We start from the raw sequence: 21,360 nt of genomic DNA, 5'->3' as shown, positions 1-21,360 counted from the left end.
AAACCGGAGGCGCCCGTCGGGGCGCCTCCGTTACCGTGACGTCCATGTCTACGCCCCGAATTTCCTAGCCGAGGACCCGCTTCCACGCCACCCGTGTGTCCTCTTGCTTGTTCGGAGCGTTTTCTCATGATCACCGTTCGTGACGTCGACGTGCGCGTGGGCGCGCGTCTGCTGCTGTCCGGCGTCTCCTTCCACGTCTCCCCCGGCGACCGCATCGGCCTGGTCGGCCGCAACGGCGGGGGAAAGACGACCCTGTTGCACACCCTGGCGGGCACCCTGCGCCCCGCCGCCGGGACCGTCACCCGCAGCGGGGACGTCGGCCATCTCCCGCAGGACTCGCGCGCGGCCGACCAGTCCGTCACCGTCGCCGACCGGATCCTGTCCGCGCGCGGCCTGGACCACGCCGTACGGGCGCTGCGCCGTGCCGAGGCCGCGATGGCCGAGGGGACGGAGCGGTCGATGAACGCCTATGTGCGGGCCGAGTCCGAGTTCCAGGCGCGCGGCGGATACGCGGCCGAGGCGGAGGCCGCCCGGGTCGCCGCCGGGGTCGGACTGCCGGCGGGCCTGATGGACCGCCCGCTCAGCGCCCTGTCGGGCGGTCAGCGCCGGCGGGTGGAGCTGGCCCGCATCCTGTTCGCCGGGCACGGCACGCTGCTGCTGGACGAGCCGACGAACCACCTGGACGCGGACTCGGTCGCCTGGCTGCGCGGTTTCCTCAACAGCCACCAGGGCGGGCTGGTGATGATCAGCCACGACACGTCCCTGCTGGCCGGCACCGTGAACCGCGTCTTCCACCTGGACCCGGGACGTACCGCTCTCGACGTCCACAACACCGGCTGGGACGAGTACCTGGCCCAGCGGGACGCCGACGAGCGGCGACGGGCACGCGAGCGGGCGAACGCCGAGCGCAAGGCGACGGCGTTGCACGCCCAGGCCGACAAGATGCGGGCCCGGGTGGCGACCGCGGTGGCCGCGCGGAACATGGCCCGCCGTGCCGACCGGATGCTCGCGGACCTCGAACCGGCCCGGCGCGCCGGGAAGACGGCCAGGATCCGGCTGCCGGAGCCTGCGCCCTGTGGCCGGATCCCGCTCGGCGCCGTCAGCCTGACCAGGTCGTACGGCGGGCAGCACGTCCTGCGGGGCGTCGACCTCGCCGTCGACCGGGGCAGCCGCCTGGTGGTGCTCGGGCCCAACGGCGCCGGGAAGACGACCCTGTTGCGGATCCTCGCCGGCCAGGACACGCCGGACAGCGGCCGGGTGGTCCACGGGCACGGGCTGCGTCTCGGCTACTTCGCCCAGGAACACGACACGCTGGACCCGGAACTGACGGTGCGTGAGCAGCTGGCAGGTGCCGCCCCGCATCTCACGGACGGCGAGGTCCGCCAGGTCCTGGGCTCGTTCCTGTTCCCCGGCGACGACGCCGACAAGCGTGTCGGCGTCCTCTCCGGCGGCGAGAAGACCCGGCTCGCCCTCGCGGGCCTGGTGCACTCGGGCGCGAACGTGCTGCTCCTCGACGAGCCCACCAACAACCTCGACCCGGCCTCCCGTGCCGAGGTCCTGGCCGCGGTGGGCAGGTACCCGGGCGCGATCGTGATGGTCACGCACGACGAGGGTGCCGTCGACGCGCTGCGGCCGGACCGGGTGCTGCTGCTGCCGGAGGCGGAGGAGGACCTGTGGAGCGACGACTACCGGGAGCTGGTGGTGCCCGCGCACGCGTGACAGCCGGATCGGGTCAGGCGTCCCGGTAGGACTCCAGCAGCCGCAGCCACACCTCGCTGATCGTCGGGTACGAGGGGACGGCGTGCCACAGGCGGCCGATCGGGACCCGGCCGGCGACGGCGATCGTGGCGGAGTGGATGAGCTCGCCGACCCCGGGGCCGACAAGGGTCACACCGCGCAGGATCTCGTCCTCGACGTCCACGACCATGCGGGCGCGGCCCTTGTAGCCGTCGGCGTACAGGCCCGCGCCGGCGACGGTGGACAGGTCGACGTCGACGGCCTTCACCCGGTGCCCCGCCTGTTCGGCCTCGGCGAGTGACAGGCCGACGGCCGCCGCCTCCGGGTCGGTGAAGACGACCTGGGGAACGGCGGCGTGGTCGGCGGTCGCGGCATGCGCGCCCCACGGCTGTGCGAGGAGGGTCTCTCCGGTGGCCCGCGCGGCGATGGCGGCGCCCGCGATCCGGGCCTGGTACTTGCCCTGGTGGGTGAGGAGGGCGCGCTGGTTGACGTCGCCGACGGCGTACAGCCAGTCGTGGCCGGTGACGCGGAGGCTGTCGTCGACGTCGAGCCAGGAGCCCGGTTCCAGGCCGATCGTCTCCAGGCCGAGGTCGTCGGTGCGCGGCGCGCGGCCGGTCGCGAAGAGGATCTCGTCGGCCTCGACGCGGTCGCCGGTGTCCGTGACGGCCACGAGGGTGCCGTTCTCGCGGGTCACCGATTTCACCGACGTGCCGGTGCGGACGTCCGCGCCGGCCTCGGTGAGTGCCTCGGCGACGAGTTCTCCGGCGAAGGGCTCCATCCGGGCGAGCAGGCCCTTGCCGCGGACGAGCATGGTGACCTTCGAGCCGAGGGCCTGCCAGACGGTGGCCATCTCGGTGGCGACGACTCCGCCGCCGACCACGATCAGGCGGCCGGGCACGTTCTTGGAACTGGTGGCCTCCCGGCTGGTCCACGGCCGGACCTCGTCGAGCCCGGGCAGGCCGGGGAGGGCGGCGCGGCTGCCGGTGCAGACGGCGACCGCGTGCCGGGCTGTCAGGGTGCGGTCACCGCCGTCCGGGCCGGTGACCGTCACCGTGCGGGGGCCGGTGAGGCGGCCGTGGCCGCGGTACAGGTCGGCGCCGATGCTGTCGAGCCACCCGACCTGCCCGTCGTCCCTCCAGTTGGAGGTGTAGTAGTCCCGGTGGGCGAGGACCGCGGACGCGTCGAGGGGGCCCTGCACCGACTGGCTCAGGCCCGGCACGCGGCGGGCGTCCGCGCGGGCGATGACCGGCCGCAGCAGTGCCTTGCTGGGCATGCACGCCCAGTACGAGCACTCGCCGCCGACCAGTTCGCCCTCCACGACCGCGGTGGTCAGCCCGGCCGCGCGGGTGCGGTCGGCGACGTTCTCCCCCACGGGCCCGGCCCCGAGCACCACGACGTCGTACGCCTTGGTTTCCGTTTCCGTCATGGGGTCAGTCTGGTGGGTGGTGTGCGACCTGGCCACACGGGTAGGGGCGCGGAATACGTGCCAGGTCGGCCGTGTTGTGCCGACGGCTTGACCCACACCAGGAAGAGGGATTTACGCCATGAGCAGCACCGTGGAGCTCACCAAGGAGAACTTCGACCAGACGGTCACGGACAACGAGTTCGTCCTGATCGACTTCTGGGCGTCCTGGTGCGGGCCGTGCAAGCAGTTCGCACCGGTCTACGAGAAGGCGGCGGAGGAGAACCCGGACCTCGTGTTCGGCAAGGTGGACACCGAGGCGCAGCCGGAGCTGGCCGCGGCCTTCGGCATCCAGTCGATTCCGACGCTGATGATCGTCCGTGACCAGGTCGCCGTGTTCGCCCAGCCGGGCGCGCTGCCCGAGGCCGCCCTGACGGACGTCATCGGGCAGGCCCGGAACCTCGACATGGACGAGGTCCGCAAGGCGATCGCCGAGCAGCAGGCCCAAGAGGGCCAGCAGGCGGGCTAGGGGTCCGCAACGTCCCGTCGCCCGCCCGGGGGCGGGCCTAGTACGGATACGGAGCCACGTCTCCGCGTACCGTCGTCCAGCGCAGTTCGGTGAAGGCCTCAAGGTTGGCCTCGCCGCCGAAGCGGGCGCCGGTACCGGAGGCGGCCACTCCGCCGAAGGGCGCCACGGCCTCGTCGTTGACGGTCTGGTCGTTGATGTGGACGATGCCGGTCGGTATCCGCTCGGCGAGGTCCAGGCCGCGGGCCGTGTCGCGGGTGACGATGCCGAGGGAGAGCCCGTAGGGGCTCTGCGCGGCCAGGGCCGCCGCCTCGTCGGGGGTGGTGAAGGAGCGTACGGGCGCCACGGGCCCGAAGACCTCCTCCGTGTAGGCCGGGGTGTGGTCGCCGACGTGGGCGAGCACCGTGGGCCGGTAGAAGAGCCGGTCGTGGGTGCCGCCCGCGGCGAGTTTGGCGCCGGCGGCCTTGCTGGACTCGACCAGGCCGCTGATCTTGGCGAGTTGGCCTGAGTCGATGATCGGGCCGAGGTGGACCTGTTCGCGGTACGGATCGCCGACGGCGAGCGAGTCCGCCTTGGCGGCGAGCCGCTCGACGTACTCGTCGTACAGGGACGCGTGCACCAGGTGGCGGCCGGTCGTCATGCAGATCTGGCCCTGGTGGAAGAAGGAGCCCCAGGCGGCGGTGGAGATCACCGCGTCCAGGTCGGCGTCCGCCAGCACGATCATGGCCGAGTTGCCGCCCAGTTCCAGGTGGGCCCGCTTGAGGTGGCGGCCGGCGGCCTCGCCCACGGCCCGCCCGGCGGGGGTGGAGCCGGTGAAGGAGATGACCGGTACGCGCGGGTCGGCGACCAGGGCCTGCCCGGCGTCCGGGCCGCCGGGGAGCACGTGCAGCAGGTCCTGCGGCAGGCCCGCGGCGGCGAAGACCGCGGCGAGGGACAGCCCTCCGCAGACGGCGGTGCGCGGATCGGGCTTGAGGACGACCGCGTTGCCGAGGGCCAGGGCCGGTGCCACGGAACGGATGGACAGGATCAGCGGGGCGTTGAACGGGGAGATCACGCCGACCACACCGGCGGGGACGCGGCGCGTGTACGACAGGCGCGGCGCCTCGCTGGGCAGGACCTGGCCGGCCGGGCGGGAGGCGAGTGCGGCGGCCTCGTAGCACTCCTGGGCGGCGACGTGCAGTTCGAAGTCGGCCTTGCCGGGGACGGAACCGGACTCGCGGACGAGCCATTCGCGCAGTTCGGCGGCGTGTGCCGTGAACAGGTCGCCGGCCCTGCGGAGCACGGCGGCGCGGGCGAAGTGCGGGGCGCGGGCCCACTCGCGCTGGGCGGCGGCGGCACTCTCGGCGGCGGCCCCGACGTCCTCGGGGCCGGCGAGGGCGAGGGTGCCGAGGGCTTGGCCGGTGGCGGGCTCGGTGACGGTGTACCCGGGCCCGGTCAGGGTCTGGGGCTGCCAGGTCCTGGTGTCGAGCAACGGCATGACGGCTCTCCGATCGATCGGTCACCGGCTGACGGGGCGAGCGGAACTCCCGTGAGTGCGCGGCCGGTTCGGCGGTCACATGACGGGACGCGCCGAGCGGGCCGCAGCCGTGTGTGCCGCGGCGGCGTCCGTACGCGTCCTCATTTGGTTGAGCGTGCAACATCCTAGTCATGTCGCGGGGCGGCGATCCTGCCGACCGCCCTCAGCGGCGGCCGTGCGATCCCGACCGGCCGCCGCGCAGCCGTGCTCCGGTCCGGTCAGCTCGACTCGCGGTGCAGCACCGTGGCGCCCAGCACCTTGTGCGTCTCGGGCTCGGTGCCGGGCTTGCGCACGGCGCGGTCGACCAGTTCGGCGAGTTCACGGCCGGAGGGCAGTTCCAGGCGGACCGTGCTGAGCCGCGGGCGCAGCAGCCGGCCGAGCATCAGATCGTCGGCGCCGATCACGGCCGTCTCCTCGGGGATGCGGACGCCCTCGTCCTCCAGGGCCCGCATGAGCAGCATCGCGTACTCGTCGTTGTAGGTGAACACGGCGTCGAGGCCCAGGCTCCGCCAGCGGGCGGCGAGGTGCGCGGCGGCCTCCTCGTCGTACGGCAGGGGCAGTTCGGCCACGGTGGCGTCGGTGCCCCGCAGGGACTGGCGCACACCGTCGAGCCGGGGCGCGGAGAACGCCTCGAGGCCCGGTTCCTGCGGGACGACGACGCCGATGCGGCGCCTGCCCCGGTCGTAGAGGTGGGAGCCCGCGCTGTGGCCGACCACGTCGTGGTCCATGAGCAGTGCGTGCGCGCCCTCGATGGTCTCGGGGCCGAGGGTGACCACGGCCCGCGCCCCCGATCGCTTGAGCACCGCCACCCCGCGCGGGCCGAGCCCGGACCCTGGCACGAGCACGGCCACGGGCCGCAACTCGGCCCAGGCGCGGGCGGCTTCGTCGCCGTGCGGGCCGCCGGTGCCGTACTGCACGACCGTGTAGTCCAGGCTGCCGAGCGCGCCCTGGAGGTCGGTGAGGAACCGGTGGTAGAGCGGGCCGACGGGGAAGGTCGGCGCGGGGATCAGGACCATACGGCTGTGCCCGGCGCGCAGGCTGCGGGCCGCCGCGTGCGGGACGTACCCGAGTTCCTTCGCGGCCTCGTGGACCCGGCGGCGAGTGGGCTCGCTGATCCGTACGGCGCTGGTGTTGTTGAGGACGTAGGAGACGGTCGCGCGCGAGACGCCGGCCAGGCGGGCCACATCGGCGCTCGTGGGCACGGAGCGCGACGGCGCGGGGGACGGGGGCGCGGGCGTTCTGGGTATCTGCACCATGACGTACGGCATCTTGGCAGAAGCCCCAATGCGCCTGTCGGGCGGGGGAGTTGTGAGGAAGCCGTGAGCGGTCACGGAGCCCCGGACGCGGGCTCAGCCGCCCGTGGCCGTGCCCGTCACCCGGTCGACGAGGTCGACCCAGGCGTCCTCCAGGCGCTCCAGGGATATCCCGCACTGTCGGGTCAAGTGGTGGATCAGGGCGGGGTCGAGCTGGCCCATCAGGGTGTGGGAGAGCAGCTCGCAGTCCGCTTCCGGGACGGCCTGCCGCAGCAGCATGACCACGTGGTGGCGCAGCACCCGGCGGGGCGGGGAGGTGAAGCGCCGGCTGGCGCCCGGCTCGGCCGCCAGCTGCAGCTCCAGTTCGTCGGTCGAGCGGCGCAGCATCGCGCGGCCGAAGGCGCGCAGCCGCTCCACGGGCGGCGCTCCGGGTCCGAGCGGCGGCGGCCCGGCCAGGAACGCGGCCTGGAACTTCTTCTCGGAGTGGTCGAGCAGCGCCGTCAGCAGACCGGTGCGGTCGCCGAACCGGCGGAAGACCGTGCCCTTGCCCACGCAGGCCTCGGCGGCCACCGCCTCCATCGTGACGGCGTCCGCGCCGCGCTCCGCCACCAGCCGCGCGGCGGCCTCCAGCAGCCGGGCCCGGTTGCGCGCGGCGTCGGCCCGCAGGCACGGCTCGCCGGGCTCCAGGACGGTGCCCAGCTGGAGCAGCTCCGGATGGCCGACGGACTCCGGATGGCCGACGGACTCCTGGGGCGTCGGGAAGGGCGGCGGGACGGTGGACATGAAGCCAGCGTAAAGCATCGGGAACACAACTGGACCGCGGTCCGGTTAGGATGCTAGAACATTAAACGGACCCCGGTCCGGATCGTAACGGCAGTGTTTCGGAGCCGTCCTTCACTACGTGGGAGTCACCATGTCTGTTCGTATCCTCGCCCTCGTCGGCAGCCTTCGCGCCGGTTCGCACAACCGCCAGCTCGCCGAGGCCGCCGTCAAGCTCGCCCCCGAGGGTGCGGAGGTGGAGCTGTTCGAGGGGCTGGCCGAGATCCCCTTCTACAACGAGGACATCGACGTCGAGGGCACCGTTCCGGCCGCCGCCGCGAAGCTGCGCGAGGCCGCGAACGCCGCCGACGGCCTGATCCTGTTCACGCCCGAGTACAACGGCACCATCCCGGCCGTCCTGAAGAACGCCATCGACTGGCTGTCCCGCCCCTACGGCGCCGGTGCCCTCAGCGGCAAGCCGGTCGCCGTGGTCGGCACCGCGTTCGGCCAGTACGGCGGCGTCTGGGCGCACGACGAGACCCGCAAGTCCGTGGGCGTGGCCGGCGGCAAGGTGCTGGAGGACGTCAAGCTGTCCATCCCCGGCTCGGTGACCCGCTTCGCGGAGACGCACCCGGCCGACGACGCCGAGGTCGCCGCGCAGCTGACCGAGGTCATCGCCCGTCTGCACGGCCACGCCGCGGAGCCGGCCGCTGCCTGACCCGCTCGCGTGCGGTGCCACAGAGGGGCCGAGGCCGTCGCCGGCCGCGGCCCCTCCGGCATGTCGTCGGCGAGGTCGCCGCTCAGACCGGTTGCGGCAACGGCCCGGCCGCCCGCTCGTCCCGGTGGATCGGGGTGTCCGCACCGGTGAGCGGTCGGCCCGTGCCGCCGTGTCTCGCGGCGACGATCTCGGCCGCGATCGACAAGGCGGTCTCCTCGGGCGTGCGGGCGCCCAGGTCGAGGCCGATGGGTGACCTGAGCCGGGCCAGCTCGCGCTCGCTCACGCCCGCTTCCCGAAGCCGCCGGTTGCGGTCCTCATGGGTACGGCGGGAGCCCATGGCGCCGACGTAGGCGACGGGCAGCCGCAGGGCTTCGGTCAGCAGGGGGACGTCGAACTTGGCGTCGTGGGTGAGCACGCACAGTACGGTCCGGGCATCCGTGTCCGTGCCCGCCAGGTAGCGGTGGGGCCAGTCGACGACGATCTCGTCGGCGTCGGGGAAGCGGACCCGGGTGGCGAAGACGGGGCGGGCGTCGCAGACGGTGACGTGGTAGCCGAGGAACTTGCCCGCGCGTACGAGGGCGGCGGCGAAGTCGATCGCGCCGAAGACGATCATGCGCGGCGGCGGGACGGCCGACTCGACGAGCAGGGTGACACCGCCCGGGCAGTGCGAGCCGTCCTCCGAGACCTCGACCGTGCCGGTGCGGCCGGCGTCCAGCAGGGCGCGGGCCTGGGCGATCGCCGTGCGGTCCAGGTCGGGGTGGCCGCCGAGGCCGCCTTCGTGGGTGCGGTCGGGGCGGACGAGCACCGCCCGGCCGAGGAGGTCGGCCGGGCCGTGCACCACTCGGGCCAGAGCGACCGGCTCGCCGTCGGCGGCGGCCGACAGCGCGGTGGCCTCGGCCGTCCGGCCGGAGTCGTACGGGGTGACCATGATGTCGATCGTTCCGCCGCAGGTCAGTCCGACCGCGAAGGCGTCCTCGTCGCTGTAGCCGAACCGCTCGATGCGGGTCTGCCTGTCCTGGAGGGCTTGGAGGCACAGGTCGTACACGGCTCCCTCGACGCACCCTCCGGAGACCGAGCCGATGGCCGTGCCGTCGGCGGAGACGGCCAGGGCGGCGCCGGGAGGGCGCGGGGCGCTGCCGCCGACCGCCACGACGGTGGCGACGGCGAAGTCCCGGCCCTCCTCGGCCCATGCGTGCAGGTGCCCGGCGAGGTCAAGCATCGCCGTCGGCCATCAGGACACGGTCGGGGCGGATGGGCAGGTGCCGGTGGCGGACGCCGGTCGCGTGCCACACGGCGTTGGCGACCGCCGCCGCGGCACCCACGATGCCGATCTCGCCGATGCCCTTGATGCCGACCGGGTCGTCCGGGTCGGGATCGTCGACCCAGTCGGCCTCGACGTGCGGGATGTCGGCGTGCGCGGCGACGTGGTAGCCCGCGAGGTCGGCGCCGTAGACGCCGCCCGTGGCCCGGTCCCGGACGGCTTCCTCGTGCAGGGCCATCGAGATGCCCCAGATCATGCCGCCGACGAGCTGGTTGCGGGCGGTGAGCGGGTTGACGATCCGGCCGGCCGCGAAGATGCCCAGCATGCGGCGCACCCGGACCTCACCGGTGGCCGGGTCGACGGCGACCTCGGCGAACTGCGCCCCGAAGGAGTGTCGTTCCTTCTGGGCCAGGGCGCCGATGGCCTCGGCCGTGTTCGACCGTACGGTGATGCCCTCCGGCGGAATGTCGGCGCCCGGCGCGAGGCTCTGCCGCAGCTCCTCGGCGGCGGCCGTGACGGCCCATGCCCAGGAGCGGGTGCCCGTCGAGCCGCCCGCGATCATCGCCGGACCGAGGTCGCTGTCCCCGATGCGCACGCGGACGCGATCCGTCGGCACTCCCAGCGCGTCGGCGGCGACCAGCGTGAGCGCGGTGCGGGCGCCGGTGCCGATGTCCGCGGCGTTGATCCCGACCGTGAAGGTGCCGTCCGCCTCCGCGGTGACGGCCGCCGTGGAGGGCATGGCTCCGGCGGGGAAGGAGGCGGCGGCGGTGCCGGTGCCGAGCAGCCAGCGGCCGTCGCGGCGCACTCCGGGCCGCGGGTCCCGGTCGGCCCAGCCGAACCTGCGGGCGCCTTCCCGGAAGCAGGCGATCAGGTTGCGGCTGCTGAACGGCAGCCCGGACACCGGGCCCACCGCGGGCTCGTTGCGCAGGCGCAGCTCGATCGGGTCGATGCCGCAGCGCTCGGCGAGTTCGTCGAGCGCCGACTCCAGCGCGAAGGAGCCGGGGGCCTCCCCGGGGGCGCGCATCCAGGTCGGGGTCGGCACGTCGAGCCGCACGATCCGGCTGGCCGTGTGATGCGCGTCCGCGTCGTACATCGCCCGGCTCGCGGCGGCGCTCGGCTCCACGAACTCGTGCACGGACGAGGTCATGTTCAGGGACTGGTGCTCCAGGGCACGCAGCCGCCCGTCCGCGTCGGCGCCGAGCCTGACCCGCTGGGCCGTGGGGCTGCGGTAGCCGGCGAGTGAGAACATCTGCCGGCGGGTCATGACGACCCTGACCGGGCGCTGCAGGACGGTCGCGGCCAACACGGCGGCCACCTGGTGCGCACGGACGCCCTTGCTGCCGAAGCCGCCTCCGACGTGCTCGGAGCGCACCCGTACGGAAGCGGGGTCGAGGGAGAACAGGTTCGCGAGCTCGCCGGCGACCCAGCTGGTGCCCTGGTTGGAGTCGACGACCTCCAGCCGGCCGCCCTCCCACAGGGCCGTGGCGGCGTGCGGCTCCATCGGGTTGTGGTGCTCCTCCGGAGTGGTGTACTGCGCGTCCACCACGACGGCGGAGGAGGCGAGTCGGGCCTCCAGGTCGCCCTTCTCCATGACGCCCGGCGCATGGCCGTCGACCGGATACGCCTCGGCCTGCCGCTCGGCGGAGAACGCGACGTCGTGCGGCTCCTGGTCGTACGTCACGACGAGGGCCTCGGCGGCCTCCCTGGCCTGCTCGGACGTCTCGGCGACGACCAGCGCCACCGGCCAGCCCATGTGGACGACCCGGTCGTTCTGGAAGAGGGCGACGCTCGGGTCCGGCGGCACGCCCAGCAGGCCGACGTAGTCGTTGTCGACGCGTGGGGCGTTGTGGTGGTGGAGCACGGTGAGCACGCCGGGCATCCGCAGTACCGCCTCGGTGTCCAGGGCGCGGATGCGGCCACGGGCGACGGTGGACAGGACCAGCCAGCCGTGGGCGAGTTCGGCGAAGGGGATCTCGGCGGCGTAGCGGGCGGCTCCGGTGACCTTGTCGCGGCCTTCGACGCGGGTGTGCGCCGTGCCGACGGAGCCCTTGGTCGCGGTGGTCATCGGGCGGCCTCCTCGGCGAGTTCGCCGAGCACGGCCACGACGAGGTTGCGCATCAGGGTCACCTTGTATCCGTTGTGGGGCAGCGGTTCGGCGTGGGCCAGTTCGGTGTCCGCGGCGGCCGCGAAGTTCTCCGCGTCGGCCGGGGCCCCGATCAGGGCGCGTTCGGCCGTGCGGGCCCGCCAGGGGCGGGACGCGACCGCCCCGAAGGCCAGGCGGACGTCCTGTACGAGGCCGTCCCGGACGTCGAGGGCGGCGGCGATGGAGCCGATGGCGAAGGCGTACGAGGCGCGCTCACGCACCTTGCGGTAGCGGGAGTGGGCGGCGACCGGGGTGGGCGGCAGCGTGACGGCGGTGATCAGCGCACCCGGCGGCAGGGCCGTCTCCAGGTGCGGGGTCTCGCCCACGGGCAGGTAGAAGTCGGCGAGCGGCAACTCCCCCGGCCCGTCCGCCGTTTCGTAGGACACGACGGCGTCGAAGGCGGCGAGCGCCACGCCCATGTCGGAGGGGTGCGTGGCCACGCAGTGGCCGGAGGCTCCGAGGATGGCGTGGTTGTGGTGCTCGCCGGTGAGGGCGGGGCAGCCGCTGCCGGGGTCGCGTTTGTTGCAGGCCGAGGTGACGTCGGCGAAGTAGCCGCAGCGCGTGCGCTGGAGCAGGTTGCCGCCGACGGTGGCCATGTTGCGCAGCTGCCCGGAGGCGCCGGCCAGCACCGCCTGCGCCAAGGCCGGGTAGTGCGACCGGACTTCGGGGTGCGCGGCGAGGTCACTGTTGGTGACGGTCGCACCGATGCGCAGGCCGCCGTCACCGGTCGGCTCGATGCGGTTCAGGGGCAGTTCGCGGACGTCGACGAGCCGGGCGGGCCGCTCGACGCCGGTCTTCATCAGGTCGACGAGGTTGGTGCCGCCGCCCAGGAAACGGGCTTCCCCGTCGCCGTCGAGCAGCGCCACGGCGCCGGAGACGTCGTAGGCGCGCTGGTAGCCGAACTCCCTCATGCCGCCGCTCCCTTGGCCTCGGCGGCCCGGGCCACGGCCTGGACGATCGACACGTACGCGCCGCAGCGGCACAGGTTGCCGCTCATCCGCTCCCGGATCTCCTCCGGCGTCAGGGGTGGCGGTCCCGCCTCGGGCCGTATGTCGTCGGTGGCGGCGCTGGGCCAGCCCGCCGCGTGTTCCTCGATCAGGGCGATGGCCGAGCAGATCTGCCCCGGCGTGCAGTAACCGCACTGGAAACCGTCGAGGTCGAGGAAGGCCTGCTGCACCGGGTGCAGTTGATCACCGTCGGCCACGCCCTCGATGGTGGTGATCTCACGCCCCTCGGCCGCCACCGCGAGCTGGAGGCAGGACACGGCCCGGCGGCCGTCGACCAGGACCGTACAGGCGCCGCACTGCCCCTGGTCACAGCCCTTCTTCGTGCCGGTCAGGTCCAGGCGCTCGCGCAGGGCGTCCAGGAGGGTGGTGCGGTGGTCGACGGTCAGCGTGTACTTCTCGCCGTTGACGGACAGGGTGAGGTCGCTGGACGTCGATGGGGGCATGGAAGCCTTCTTTCTCACGTCGCACGGTCAGGCGGCAGGGGTCGTGGGTGGCGGGGCTGGTTCGCAACGGTGCAGGATGCGGGGCGGGTCTGCTGCGGCGCGGCCGTCGCGGGCTGTCCGCGCGGACGTCCCGCCGATACGATGGAGCAAGCGGACAGTTGTCCGTTACCCGGAAACGTAACGGACAACTGTCCGCTTAACAAGGGCCGGGTTTCGGCCAAGGACCGCGAGGAGGGCGAGTGCCGCAGAAGAAGGACGCTCCTCTGCGCTCGGACGCGCAACGCAACCGCGAGCGCATCCTGGAGGTCGCGCTGGTCGAACTGACGCGTGCGGCGGACGCCCCACTGAGCGCGATCGCCAAGAAGGCGGGGGTCGGGCAGGGGACCTTCTACCGACACTTCCCGAGCCGTGAGGCGCTCGTCATGGAGATCTACCGGCACGAGATGCAGCAGGTCGCCGACACGGCGGCGCCGCTGCTGGAGAGCCGGGAGCCGGACCGGGCGCTGCGCGAGTGGCTGGACCGCTGCGCGCAGTTCGCCATGACGAAGGCCGGTCTGGCCGACGCCCTCCGGCAGGCCACCGGCGCGCCGGGAAAGCCGGCGAAGCCGGCCCCCACGCCGCTGACCGAGGCGGCCGAACTCCTCCTGCGCGCCAATGAGAAGGCCGGCACCATCCGCCCCGGAGTCACCGCGGACGACCTCTTCCTCGCCGTCGGCGGTCTCTGGACGATCGCCCCCCACACGGACTGGCAACCACGCGCCAACCGCCTGCTGGACCTCGTCATGGACGCGCTGCGAGTGGGGGCGCCCGGTGCCTGACCATTGCCGTCCGCGGGTGCGTGGGGGCTGTTCGCGCGGTTCCCCGCGCCCCTGAGCCGCCCAGCGTTTCAGGCGACGGCCGTGGCAGCCAGTTCTCGTAGTTCCCGCAGGGCCGTCGCCACCGCCGGGCGGGCGTGGCCGCCGCCGCGGGTGCAGGTCAGGAGCTTGCGGTGGGGGTTGCCTTCGCAGCGGACCCGGGTGATCGGCAGGTGCGGCGTCAGATGGGCGAGGCGCGGGACGAGGGCGACGCCGAGCCGGTGGGCGACGAGGTGGGCGGCGACGTTCCAGTCGAGGGCGTGATGGACGACGTCGGGGGTGAAACCGGCCGCCCCGCAGGCGGACAGGACGTGCGGGCGGCAGGCGCTCTCCTCCACCGGTGCGATCCACGCCTCGTGTGCCGCCTCGGCGAGATCGACCCGGGCCCGTCCGGCCAGCCGGTGCCCGTCGGGGACGACCAGGTCGAACGGGTCGTCGAGCAACGGCTGCTGGTCGAACCGCGTGTCGCTCAGCGGGGGGTTGTGCGGGGTCGACTCGACGATCGCCAGGTCGATGTCACCCTCGAAGAGGAGGTCGAAGCTCTCCGGGACGCCCGCCTCGGTGATCCGCACGGACAGCCGCGGGTGCCGCTCCCCCAGCCGGGCCGCCATCGGCGCCAGCAGCACCGAGACGGCCACGGGGAAGCCCGTCACCCGCAGCACCCCGGACGGCGCCCCGTGATCCGCCCGCAGATCGAGTTCCGCCTGGTCCCAGCGGGCCTGGATGGCGTCGGCGTGCGCGAGCAGGCTCTCGGCGGCCGGAGTCAGCCGGACCCCGCGCCCCTGCGGCTCCAGCAGGTCGACACCCAGGTCACGGGCGAGCTGCCGGATCTGCTGGGAGGCGGCGGACGGGGTGAAGTGCAGGGCTCGGGCGGCCGCGGTGACCGTGCCGTAGTGGGCGACCGCCCTCAGGACATGCAGTCGGCGCAGGTCAATCATGAAGTCCACGCTTCACAATGCACTCCACAAAGTCAACCTGGACGTGTACGGAGGCTCCGGCGCACCCTGGCTGTGTCACGACGGTCAACCAGCCATGACGTACGAGGAGTCAGAGACATGACCTGCACCACCGGCACCGTCTGCCCGCACTGCGGCTGGCCGGACGGCGGCGAGCCGTTCCAGGTGCTGTCCCGGCACGCCACCGCGACGGGCCGCACGGAATGGACGCGCTGCGGATGCGGCTCGCTCCAGGTCCGGGTCGTCGACGGCTGCGGCCTGCGCGTCGTCTCGCGCAGCAGGCCCCCGTCGGGGTCGGCTCCGGCTCAGTCGGGCACGGCGAACCGCTGAGGCTCAGGCCCTGCCGTGCTGTGCCAGCTGCTCCCCCAGCGGGCTGCGCCGGTAGAGGACGCGGCGGCCGTCGCGGGTGCGGGTGACCAGGCCCGTCCCGTGCAGGACGCGCAGATGCTGGGACACGGCGCTCGGGGTCACACCGAGGCGCCGGGCCAGCTCCACCGTCGGCAGGGGCTCGGCCAGCAGCCGCAGCAGCGTGCTGCGGGGCGCGCCGAGCAGGGCCGCCAGGGCGGGGGCGCCGGGCTCGGGCTCCGGTTCCCACAGGGTGGCGGCGCCCCGGCCGGGGTAGGCGAGCATCGGCGGTTCCGCGGCGCTGACCGGGGGCGCCGGCTGGTGCGCGAACAGGGACGGCACCAGGCGCAGGCCGCGTCCGGAGCCGTCCACGTGGTGGCGGCCGCGCATCCGGTCGACGTGCAGGACACCGTCGTCCCAGCGCAGGTTGCGGTGCAGGTCGGCGAAGAGCAGCCGGGCACCGCCGGTGGCCAGCTGCCGTGCCCGGTGCGTGATGTCGGCCTCCAGCACGAGCCGCATCCGTGGCCAGTACGGCAGCAGCGCCGACTCCCAGTAGCACCGCAGGAGTTCGCACAGCTCCTCCACCAGCTCCGCGACGGGAGCGTCACCGGGAGAGGTGACCGCCCGCAGGGCAGGCGGCAGGGGCCTCGGCGCGTGGGCCGCGAGCAGGTCACGGCGGACGGTCGGCGCGGGGGTGGCGCGTACGACGGTCAGCTGCTCGTCGAGGGTGGGCGCGAAGGACGCCGGTCTGGGGGTCAGGAAGTCGGGCAGGGCCAGGGTGTCCCCCACCAGGGCCGCGAGCAGCCGCGCGTCGGCCGGGTCGAGCTTCCGGAGCACGGCGGCGCGCCACCGGACGTGCAGGGGATAGAGGGCGGGGGCACGCAGGGCGCGCAGGCTGCCCATCACCTCACGCAGGGGCGAGATCGCGAAGCGGGTGTCGGCGAGGTCCTCGGCGTCGAGCCGGAAGCTGATCATTAAGGCCCCCGCTACATCCTTTGGCAACCGCCCTGCCATGGCGTGGACTTCGGCCCATGACGGATCACGATCAACGGCAGCCTACCGCGCACCCCGGCGCGAGTCCCCGGGTGATCCTGGCCCTGGCGCTCGTCTGCGGCGCGGCCGTGGGCAATGTCTACTTCCCGCAGGCCCTCAGCCCGCTGATCGCGTCCGGGCTGCACGTCTCGCCCGACGCGGCCGCCGGCGTCGTCACCGCGACGCAGTTCGGCTACGCGGCCGGGATCTGTCTTCTCGTCCCGCTCGGTGACCGCCTCCCGTACCGCCCGCTGCTGGTCACCCTCCTCACGCTCACCGGCCTCGGGCTGTTCGCGGCGAGTGCCGCGCCGGGGCTGGTGCCGCTGGTCGTCGCCAGTGCCCTGGTGGGGGTGACGACGGTGGCGGCCCCGCTCGCCGGGCCGCTGGCGGCCGGTCTGGTATCAGAGGAGCGGCGCGGCGTGACCGGCGGCACCCTGCTGAGCGGCTCCCTCGCGGGCATGCTGCTGTCGCGCACCGTCGGCGGCGCGCTCGGCGACCTGCTCGGCTGGCGGGCACCGTACGTCCTGGCCGCCGTGCTGTCCCTGGCGGTGGCCGCGCTGTCGGCGCGCCTGCTTCCGCGAACGTCCCCGCCCTCCTCCCAGGGCTGTGTCGCGCTCCTGGCCGAGCCGCTGCGGCTGCTGCGCACCGAACCCGGTCTGCGCCGCTCCTGCCTGTACCAGGCCCTGGTGTTCGCCGGTTTCTCCGCGGTGTGGACCGGTGTGGCCCTGCTGCTCACCGGCCCGGCATACGGCATGGGTGCGGGGGCCGTGGGACTGCTCGCCCTGGTCAACGCAGTCACCATGGTGTGCACGCCGGTCGCGGGCCGCCAGGTCGACCGGCGGGGGCCGGACGCGGTCAACCGGGTGTGCTTCCTGGTGGTGGGCGCCTCGGCCGCGGTGCTGGCGCTGGGCGGTCTCGGCGGCGTGGCGGGGATGACGGCCCTGGTCGTGGGCACGCTGCTGCTCGACGTCGGCATGCAGTCCGGGATGGTCGCCAACACGGTGCGGATCCAGGCGCTGCGCGCCGAGGTGCGCAGCCGGCTCACCACCGCCTACATGACCTGCGCGTATCTTGGTGGCGCCGTCGGCTCGTGGCTGGGCACGCGAGCGTACGGCCGCTTCGGGTGGCCCGGGGTGTGCGCGCTGGTCGCGGCGCTCACGGCCGTGGCCCTCGCCCGCCACCGGGGCGCCACCCGCCGGACGGCGGCGAGGTTCCGCCGGACGGCGGCGCCCGGGTCCGGCGCGGCGGGACCGACCATGGCCGCACGAGCCGCCGCGACCTCGCGTGAGGAGACGTCATGACACACGTTCCGCCCCCGTTCGACCCGGAACTCGCCGCAGCCCTGGAGCTGATCAAGGACATGATCAGCCCGGGTCTCACCCTGGACGAGATCGCCGAGGTGCGCCAGGGCCCGGGCATCCAGCTGCTGGCCGATCTGGACCTGACGATGGGCGGGACGTTCGAGGTGGAGGACCGGCAGGTGCCCGGGCCGCAGGGCGAGCCCGACATCTCGCTGCTGATCTGCCGGCCGACCGTTCCGGCGACCGCCCTGGCACGGCCCGTCATCTGCCACGTGCACGGCGGCGGCCTGGTCATCGGGAACAACCGGGTCGGCGTGGACGTCCCGCTGGCGTGGGCGCAGGCGCTGGACGCGGTGGTGGTGTCGGTGGAGTACCGGCTGGCGCCGGAGCATCCGTATCCCGCGCAGATCGAGGACGTGTACGCCGGTCTGCTGTGGACGGCGGACCACGCCGCCGAGCTCGGTGCCGACCCCGAGCGGATCGTCATCGCGGGCGGCAGCGCGGGCGGTGGGCTGTGCGCGGCCCTGGCCCTGCTCACGCGGGACCGCAAGGGGCCGCAGCCGGTCGGGCAGGTCCTGATGTGCCCGATGCTCGACGACCGCAACGACACGCCGTCGACGTACCAGATGGCGGGCCTCGGGGTGTGGGACCGCACCGCCAACGAGACCGGCTGGACGGCGCTGCTGGGCTCGCGGCGCGGCGGCCCCGACGTACCGGCGTACGCGGCACCGGCCCGTGCCGAGGACCTGACCGGGCTGCCCCCGGCGTTCCTCGACGTCGGCTCCGCGGAGACCTTCCGGGACGAGGTCGTCGCCTACGCGTCACGCATCTGGCAGGCCGGCGGGGTGGCCGAGCTGCACGTCTGGCCCGGCGGTTTCCACGGTTTCGACGGCTTCGCACCCCAGGCGGCGCTCTCCCGGTCGGCCCGGGCGGCGCACGTGGACTGGCTGCGGAGACTGCTGGGCGCGTGACGGGCCGAGGGTCCGGCCGGCCGCGTACGGGACCCGCCCCGGCTCACCTCCTGCTCCTGCCCGGGCCCTGCTGACCGTCCCCGGAGGGTCTTCCACCGGCGCCGGCCACGACGGAGCCTCGGGCAGCCACCCGCACGCGGGGGCCCGCTCGGCGGCCGCATGCCGCACCATGGGCCTATGAAAGAGCTGGCCGGGCGCCTGACCGCGCTCGATCCGGATGCCGGTGCGGCGGTCCGGGTCATCGCCTACTTCGACCGTCTGGCCGAGTCCAGGGCCGGTGTCGAGGCACTCGTACGCGCTGCCGCCGTACTGTCCGGCTGCCCGGCCCGGCTGGTGGACCCCGAACGCCGCGTGCACGTACGTGTGGAGCCGGACGGCGTCCGCCGAGACACGGATGAGCCACCGGACCCCCGCTGGCCCTCCGCGCGGCTGTCGCCGGACGGCACGGCGACCCTCTGGCTGGAGCGGGCCGGGGTGGCGTCCGGCGTTGTGGACGCGGACCTCGGCGGGTCGGCGCCTCGCACCCTGACAGCGGACCGCACCGACACCGGCCGTGGCGGGGCGGCGTCCTACGCCGTGGACGGGGACCGACCCGGGGTGGCGCCCCGCGGGGGCGACACCGGCCGCACGGGGCCGGCGTCCGGTGGCCTGGCAACGGACCGCGCCGGGGCGGCAGCCGGCGTGGGCGACACCGACCGTACGGGGTCGGCGTCCGGCGCCTCGAAGGCGGACCGCGGGGCGGCGTCTCAAGCGGTCGGCACCGGCCGTGCCGGGGCGGTGGCGTCCCGTGTCGGCGGCGCCGGGCCCTCCCGGGTCGCCCCCAGCGTGGTCGACGCGGTGATTCTCGAGCGGGCCGCCGGTGTCCTGCGGCTCGTTCTCGACCGTACCCGCGGGCGGGCCCCGGCCGACGATCCCGCGCTGGTCGAGACCCTGCTCGACGGCACGGCCCCGGAAGCGGCCCGGCTGCATGCCGCCCGCCGTCTCGGTCTGGACACCTCGGTTCCGGCCCGGGCCCTGGCCCCGCTGAACGAGCGGCCACGGGTCGTACCCGCCGGGACGCAGGCCGACGCAGTCGGACGGCTCGGCGTCGGACCTGCCGTGCCCGTGCTCGAACTCCCCCGGTCGTGGACCGAGGCCCGTACCGCCCTGCGGTTCACCGCCGAGGGCACCCCGCAGGACCCCGGGCCGCGAGTCGTGTACGCCGAGGAACTGGGCGGCATCGCCCTCCTCGCCGATCTCGTCGTACCAGGCGCCGAACCGCCGCCCGACGTCCGTGCCCTGGAGACGGCCGCGGCGACCACGCCCTGGCTGTCGGCGACTCTGCACGCGGTCGCGTCCACGGCGAGCTTGCGGGCGGCCGCCTCCGAGATCAACGTCCACCACTCGACGCTGCAGGACCGGCTGGCCCACGCCGAGCACCTGCTCGGCTGGCCGGTGCGCACCCCGCAGGGCCGCCTCCGGCTGCAACTGGCGCTGGCGATGCGGCACCTTGCCCGGCCGTAGGACCTGTCGTTCGGATCGGATCGCGGACGCGGGGCCGTGCCGCCGCCGTCCGGCTGGGAGAGACTGTCCGGGCGCCGTACGGTACGAGGTTCAGGAGCATGAGGCATGAGCGTGCAGCGGTATCCCCTGGCCGGGGTCACGGTGGTCAGCCTGGAGCAGGCCGTGGCCGCGCCCTACGCCACCCGGCAGCTCGCCGACCTCGGCGCCCGTGTCATCAAGGTGGAGCGGCCGGGCGGCGGCGACTTCGCCCGCCGGTACGACACGACCGTGCACGGCCACTCCAGCTATTTCGTGTGGCTCAACCGCTCCAAGGAGTCCCTCACCCTGGACCTCAAGGACCCACGGGGCCGCGAGATCCTGAACGAACTCCTCGACGGGGCCGACGTGTTCGTCCAGAACCTCGCCCCGGGCGCCGCCGGCCGGCTCGGTCTGGACACCGCCACCGTCACCGGCCGCCGCCCCGGTCTGATCCCGTGCACGATATCCGGCTGGGGCACGACCGGCCCCTGGGCCGACCGCAAGGCGTACGACCTGCTCGTGCAGTGCCAGACCGGGCTGGTGTCCCTGACGGGAACCCCCGAGGGGACCGCCCGGACCGGAATCTCCGTCGCCGACATCGCCGCCGGGATGTACGCCTACAGCGGCATCCTCACCGCCCTGTACACCCGCGCCGTCACCGGCGAGGCCCACCCGGTGGAGGTGTCCCTGTTCGAGGCGCTGGCGGAGTGGATGGGCCAGCCCGCGTACTACACCCGGCACGGCGGCACCCAGCCCCCGCGCCTCGGCACCCAGCACGCCACCATCGCGCCGTACGGGACGTACGAGGCCGCCGACGGCAAGGAGGTGCTGTTCTCCATCCAGAACGAACGGGAGTGGGCGGCCCTGTGCGCCGAGTTCCTCGGCCGGCCGGAGCTGGTCGGCGACCCGCGGTTCGCCACCGCCTCCGACCGGGTCGCCCACCGCGACGAGCTCAACGCGATCGTCGCCGCCCGCTTCGCCCGCACCGGTTCCGACGAGATCCTCAAGGACCTGGAGGCCATCGGCATCGCCTGTGCCGGGGTCAACGACGTCGCCGCGTTCCTGGACCACCCGGTGCTGGCCGCCCGCGGCCGCTGGACCGAGGTCGGGGTGCCGGGCGGCACGGTTCAGGCCCTGCTCCCGCCGGCCGACCTCGCGGGCCTGCCCGCCCGGATGGACCCCGTACCGGCGGTCGGCGAGCACACCGGGGCGATCCTCGCCGAGCTGGGCCGCAGCGACGAGGAGGTGTCGGCCCTGCGCGCGGACGGCGTCGTCTGACGCGACCGTCCGACGCCCCGGCGGGAGAACCTACCGGGACCCGGCGGCGCGCCGCTTGTCCTCCTCGGCCTCCTCGGCCTCCCGCTTCTTCGAGGCGCGCAGGCTGGTGACCGTCGTGGCGGCCAGCACCAGCACGATGAAGCCGAGCGAGAAGGGGATGCTGATCTCGGGGACGTGCACGCCCGACTCGTGCAGGGCGTGCAGCACCAGCTTGACGCCGATGAAGCCGAGGATGATCGACAGTCCGTAGGAGAGGTGGACCAGCTTCTTCAGCAGGCCGCCGATGAGGAAGTACAGCTGCCGCAGACCCATCAGGGCGAACGCGTTCGCGGTGAAC

The 21,360-nt window shown here is 74.0% G+C and carries 19 protein-coding genes and 1 pseudogene; 9 read left to right on the top strand and 11 right to left on the bottom strand.

Annotation, left to right across the window (positions count from 1 at the left end; genetic code table 11):
• The first annotated feature begins 126 nt into the window (after positions 1-126).
• The gene (locus GTY47_RS29040; protein WP_010043751.1) at positions 127-1,719 is read left to right on the top strand and encodes an ABC-F family ATP-binding cassette domain-containing protein; all 1,593 of its coding nucleotides are present in this window, start codon (positions 127-129) and stop codon (positions 1,717-1,719) included.
• A 13-nt stretch (positions 1,720-1,732) separates the two neighbouring features.
• On the opposite strand, the gene GTY47_RS29035 is transcribed toward GTY47_RS29040, so the two are convergent.
• The gene (locus GTY47_RS29035) at positions 1,733-3,163 is read right to left on the bottom strand and encodes an NAD(P)/FAD-dependent oxidoreductase (RefSeq protein ID WP_010043748.1); all 1,431 of its coding nucleotides are present in this window, start codon (positions 3,161-3,163) and stop codon (positions 1,733-1,735) included.
• A gap of 118 nt (positions 3,164-3,281) precedes the next feature.
• Between GTY47_RS29035 and trxA the strand changes: the two genes are divergently transcribed.
• The gene (gene trxA / locus GTY47_RS29030; protein WP_010043745.1) at positions 3,282-3,668 is read left to right on the top strand and encodes a thioredoxin; all 387 of its coding nucleotides are present in this window, start codon (positions 3,282-3,284) and stop codon (positions 3,666-3,668) included.
• Between the two features lie 37 nt (positions 3,669-3,705).
• On the opposite strand, the gene GTY47_RS29025 is transcribed toward trxA, so the two are convergent.
• The 3 genes from GTY47_RS29025 to GTY47_RS29015 all read right to left on the bottom strand — a co-directional run bounded on the left by GTY47_RS29025 (position 3,706) and on the right by GTY47_RS29015 (position 7,217).
• The gene (locus GTY47_RS29025; RefSeq protein WP_010043744.1) at positions 3,706-5,142 is read right to left on the bottom strand and encodes a benzaldehyde dehydrogenase; all 1,437 of its coding nucleotides are present in this window, start codon (positions 5,140-5,142) and stop codon (positions 3,706-3,708) included.
• Positions 5,143-5,399: 257 nt separating this feature from the next.
• A complete protein-coding gene (locus GTY47_RS29020) occupies positions 5,400-6,437 on the bottom strand; it encodes a LacI family DNA-binding transcriptional regulator (protein WP_040903617.1) in 1,038 nt (345 codons plus the stop codon).
• A 93-nt stretch (positions 6,438-6,530) separates the two neighbouring features.
• Complete coding sequence (locus tag GTY47_RS29015; protein ID WP_010043742.1) at positions 6,531-7,217, bottom strand: TetR/AcrR family transcriptional regulator; 687 nt, start codon at positions 7,215-7,217, stop codon at positions 6,531-6,533.
• Positions 7,218-7,347: 130 nt separating this feature from the next.
• Between GTY47_RS29015 and GTY47_RS29010 the strand changes: the two genes are divergently transcribed.
• Positions 7,348-7,911 (top strand): NAD(P)H-dependent oxidoreductase, encoded by a 564-nt coding sequence (locus GTY47_RS29010; RefSeq protein ID WP_010043741.1) that lies wholly within the window; start codon positions 7,348-7,350, stop codon positions 7,909-7,911.
• A gap of 82 nt (positions 7,912-7,993) precedes the next feature.
• On the opposite strand, the gene GTY47_RS29005 is transcribed toward GTY47_RS29010, so the two are convergent.
• From GTY47_RS29005 to GTY47_RS28990, 4 genes are read right to left on the bottom strand one after another with little or no spacing between them, the layout of a single operon-like run.
• Positions 7,994-9,130, bottom strand: coding sequence for an XdhC/CoxI family protein (locus GTY47_RS29005; RefSeq protein WP_010043740.1), 1,137 nt, complete (start codon positions 9,128-9,130; stop codon positions 7,994-7,996).
• Positions 9,123-11,237, bottom strand: coding sequence for a xanthine dehydrogenase family protein molybdopterin-binding subunit (locus GTY47_RS29000; RefSeq protein WP_010043737.1), 2,115 nt, complete (start codon positions 11,235-11,237; stop codon positions 9,123-9,125). Before GTY47_RS29000 ends, GTY47_RS29005 begins: the two co-directional genes overlap by 8 nt.
• Entirely contained in the window at positions 11,234-12,226 is a 993-nt protein-coding gene (locus GTY47_RS28995) for a xanthine dehydrogenase family protein subunit M (protein ID WP_010043736.1), read from the bottom strand. The genes GTY47_RS29000 and GTY47_RS28995 overlap by 4 nt, the downstream gene beginning before the upstream one ends.
• Positions 12,223-12,765, bottom strand: coding sequence for a 2Fe-2S iron-sulfur cluster-binding protein (locus GTY47_RS28990; protein ID WP_010043734.1), 543 nt, complete (start codon positions 12,763-12,765; stop codon positions 12,223-12,225). Before GTY47_RS28990 ends, GTY47_RS28995 begins: the two co-directional genes overlap by 4 nt.
• 239 nt (positions 12,766-13,004) lie before the next feature.
• Between GTY47_RS28990 and GTY47_RS28985 the strand changes: the two genes are divergently transcribed.
• On the top strand, positions 13,005-13,583 hold the full coding sequence (locus GTY47_RS28985; protein WP_010043732.1) for a TetR/AcrR family transcriptional regulator: 579 nt from the start codon (positions 13,005-13,007) through the stop codon (positions 13,581-13,583).
• A gap of 68 nt (positions 13,584-13,651) precedes the next feature.
• Here GTY47_RS28985 and GTY47_RS28980 read toward each other — a convergent pair whose 3' ends face one another.
• Positions 13,652-14,557 (bottom strand): LysR family transcriptional regulator, encoded by a 906-nt coding sequence (locus tag GTY47_RS28980; RefSeq protein WP_040903663.1) that lies wholly within the window; start codon positions 14,555-14,557, stop codon positions 13,652-13,654.
• 117 nt (positions 14,558-14,674) lie between these two features.
• Here GTY47_RS28980 and GTY47_RS28975 point away from each other — a divergent pair, with 117 nt between their 5' ends.
• Positions 14,675-14,905: a hypothetical protein gene (locus GTY47_RS28975; protein ID WP_010043727.1), complete on the top strand. Its 231-nt coding sequence runs from the start codon at positions 14,675-14,677 to the stop codon at positions 14,903-14,905.
• Positions 14,906-14,908: 3 nt separating this feature from the next.
• Here the strand turns inward: GTY47_RS28975 and GTY47_RS28970 are convergent, their stop codons facing one another.
• Positions 14,909-15,895 (bottom strand): metalloregulator ArsR/SmtB family transcription factor, encoded by a 987-nt coding sequence (locus tag GTY47_RS28970; RefSeq protein WP_010043724.1) that lies wholly within the window; start codon positions 15,893-15,895, stop codon positions 14,909-14,911.
• Positions 15,896-15,951: 56 nt separating this feature from the next.
• Here GTY47_RS28970 and GTY47_RS28965 point away from each other — a divergent pair, with 56 nt between their 5' ends.
• The 4 genes from GTY47_RS28965 to GTY47_RS28950 all read left to right on the top strand — a co-directional run bounded on the left by GTY47_RS28965 (position 15,952) and on the right by GTY47_RS28950 (position 21,023).
• Complete coding sequence (locus GTY47_RS28965) at positions 15,952-17,253, top strand: MFS transporter (protein ID WP_050810284.1); 1,302 nt, start codon at positions 15,952-15,954, stop codon at positions 17,251-17,253.
• The gene (locus GTY47_RS28960) at positions 17,250-18,224 is read left to right on the top strand and encodes an alpha/beta hydrolase (RefSeq protein WP_010043722.1); all 975 of its coding nucleotides are present in this window, start codon (positions 17,250-17,252) and stop codon (positions 18,222-18,224) included. The genes GTY47_RS28965 and GTY47_RS28960 overlap by 4 nt, the downstream gene beginning before the upstream one ends.
• Positions 18,225-18,401: 177 nt before the next feature.
• Positions 18,402-19,727 (top strand): helix-turn-helix domain-containing protein, encoded by a 1,326-nt coding sequence (locus GTY47_RS41935; RefSeq protein ID WP_010043721.1) that lies wholly within the window; start codon positions 18,402-18,404, stop codon positions 19,725-19,727.
• 105 nt (positions 19,728-19,832) lie between these two features.
• A complete protein-coding gene (locus GTY47_RS28950) occupies positions 19,833-21,023 on the top strand; it encodes a CaiB/BaiF CoA-transferase family protein (protein WP_010043720.1) in 1,191 nt (396 codons plus the stop codon).
• 30 nt (positions 21,024-21,053) lie between these two features.
• Here GTY47_RS28950 and GTY47_RS28945 read toward each other — a convergent pair.
• Positions 21,054-21,360 (bottom strand): annotated as a pseudogene (locus GTY47_RS28945) (TerC family protein); the annotation flags it as partial.

The organism is Streptomyces sp. SID5464 (genome assembly GCF_009862985.1).
In the GTDB taxonomy this organism is placed as follows: domain Bacteria; phylum Actinomycetota; class Actinomycetes; order Streptomycetales; family Streptomycetaceae; genus Streptomyces; species Streptomyces chartreusis_D.
The sequence above is the reverse complement of the archived record's forward strand: the minus strand, read 5'-3'. Positions and strand labels throughout refer to the sequence as shown.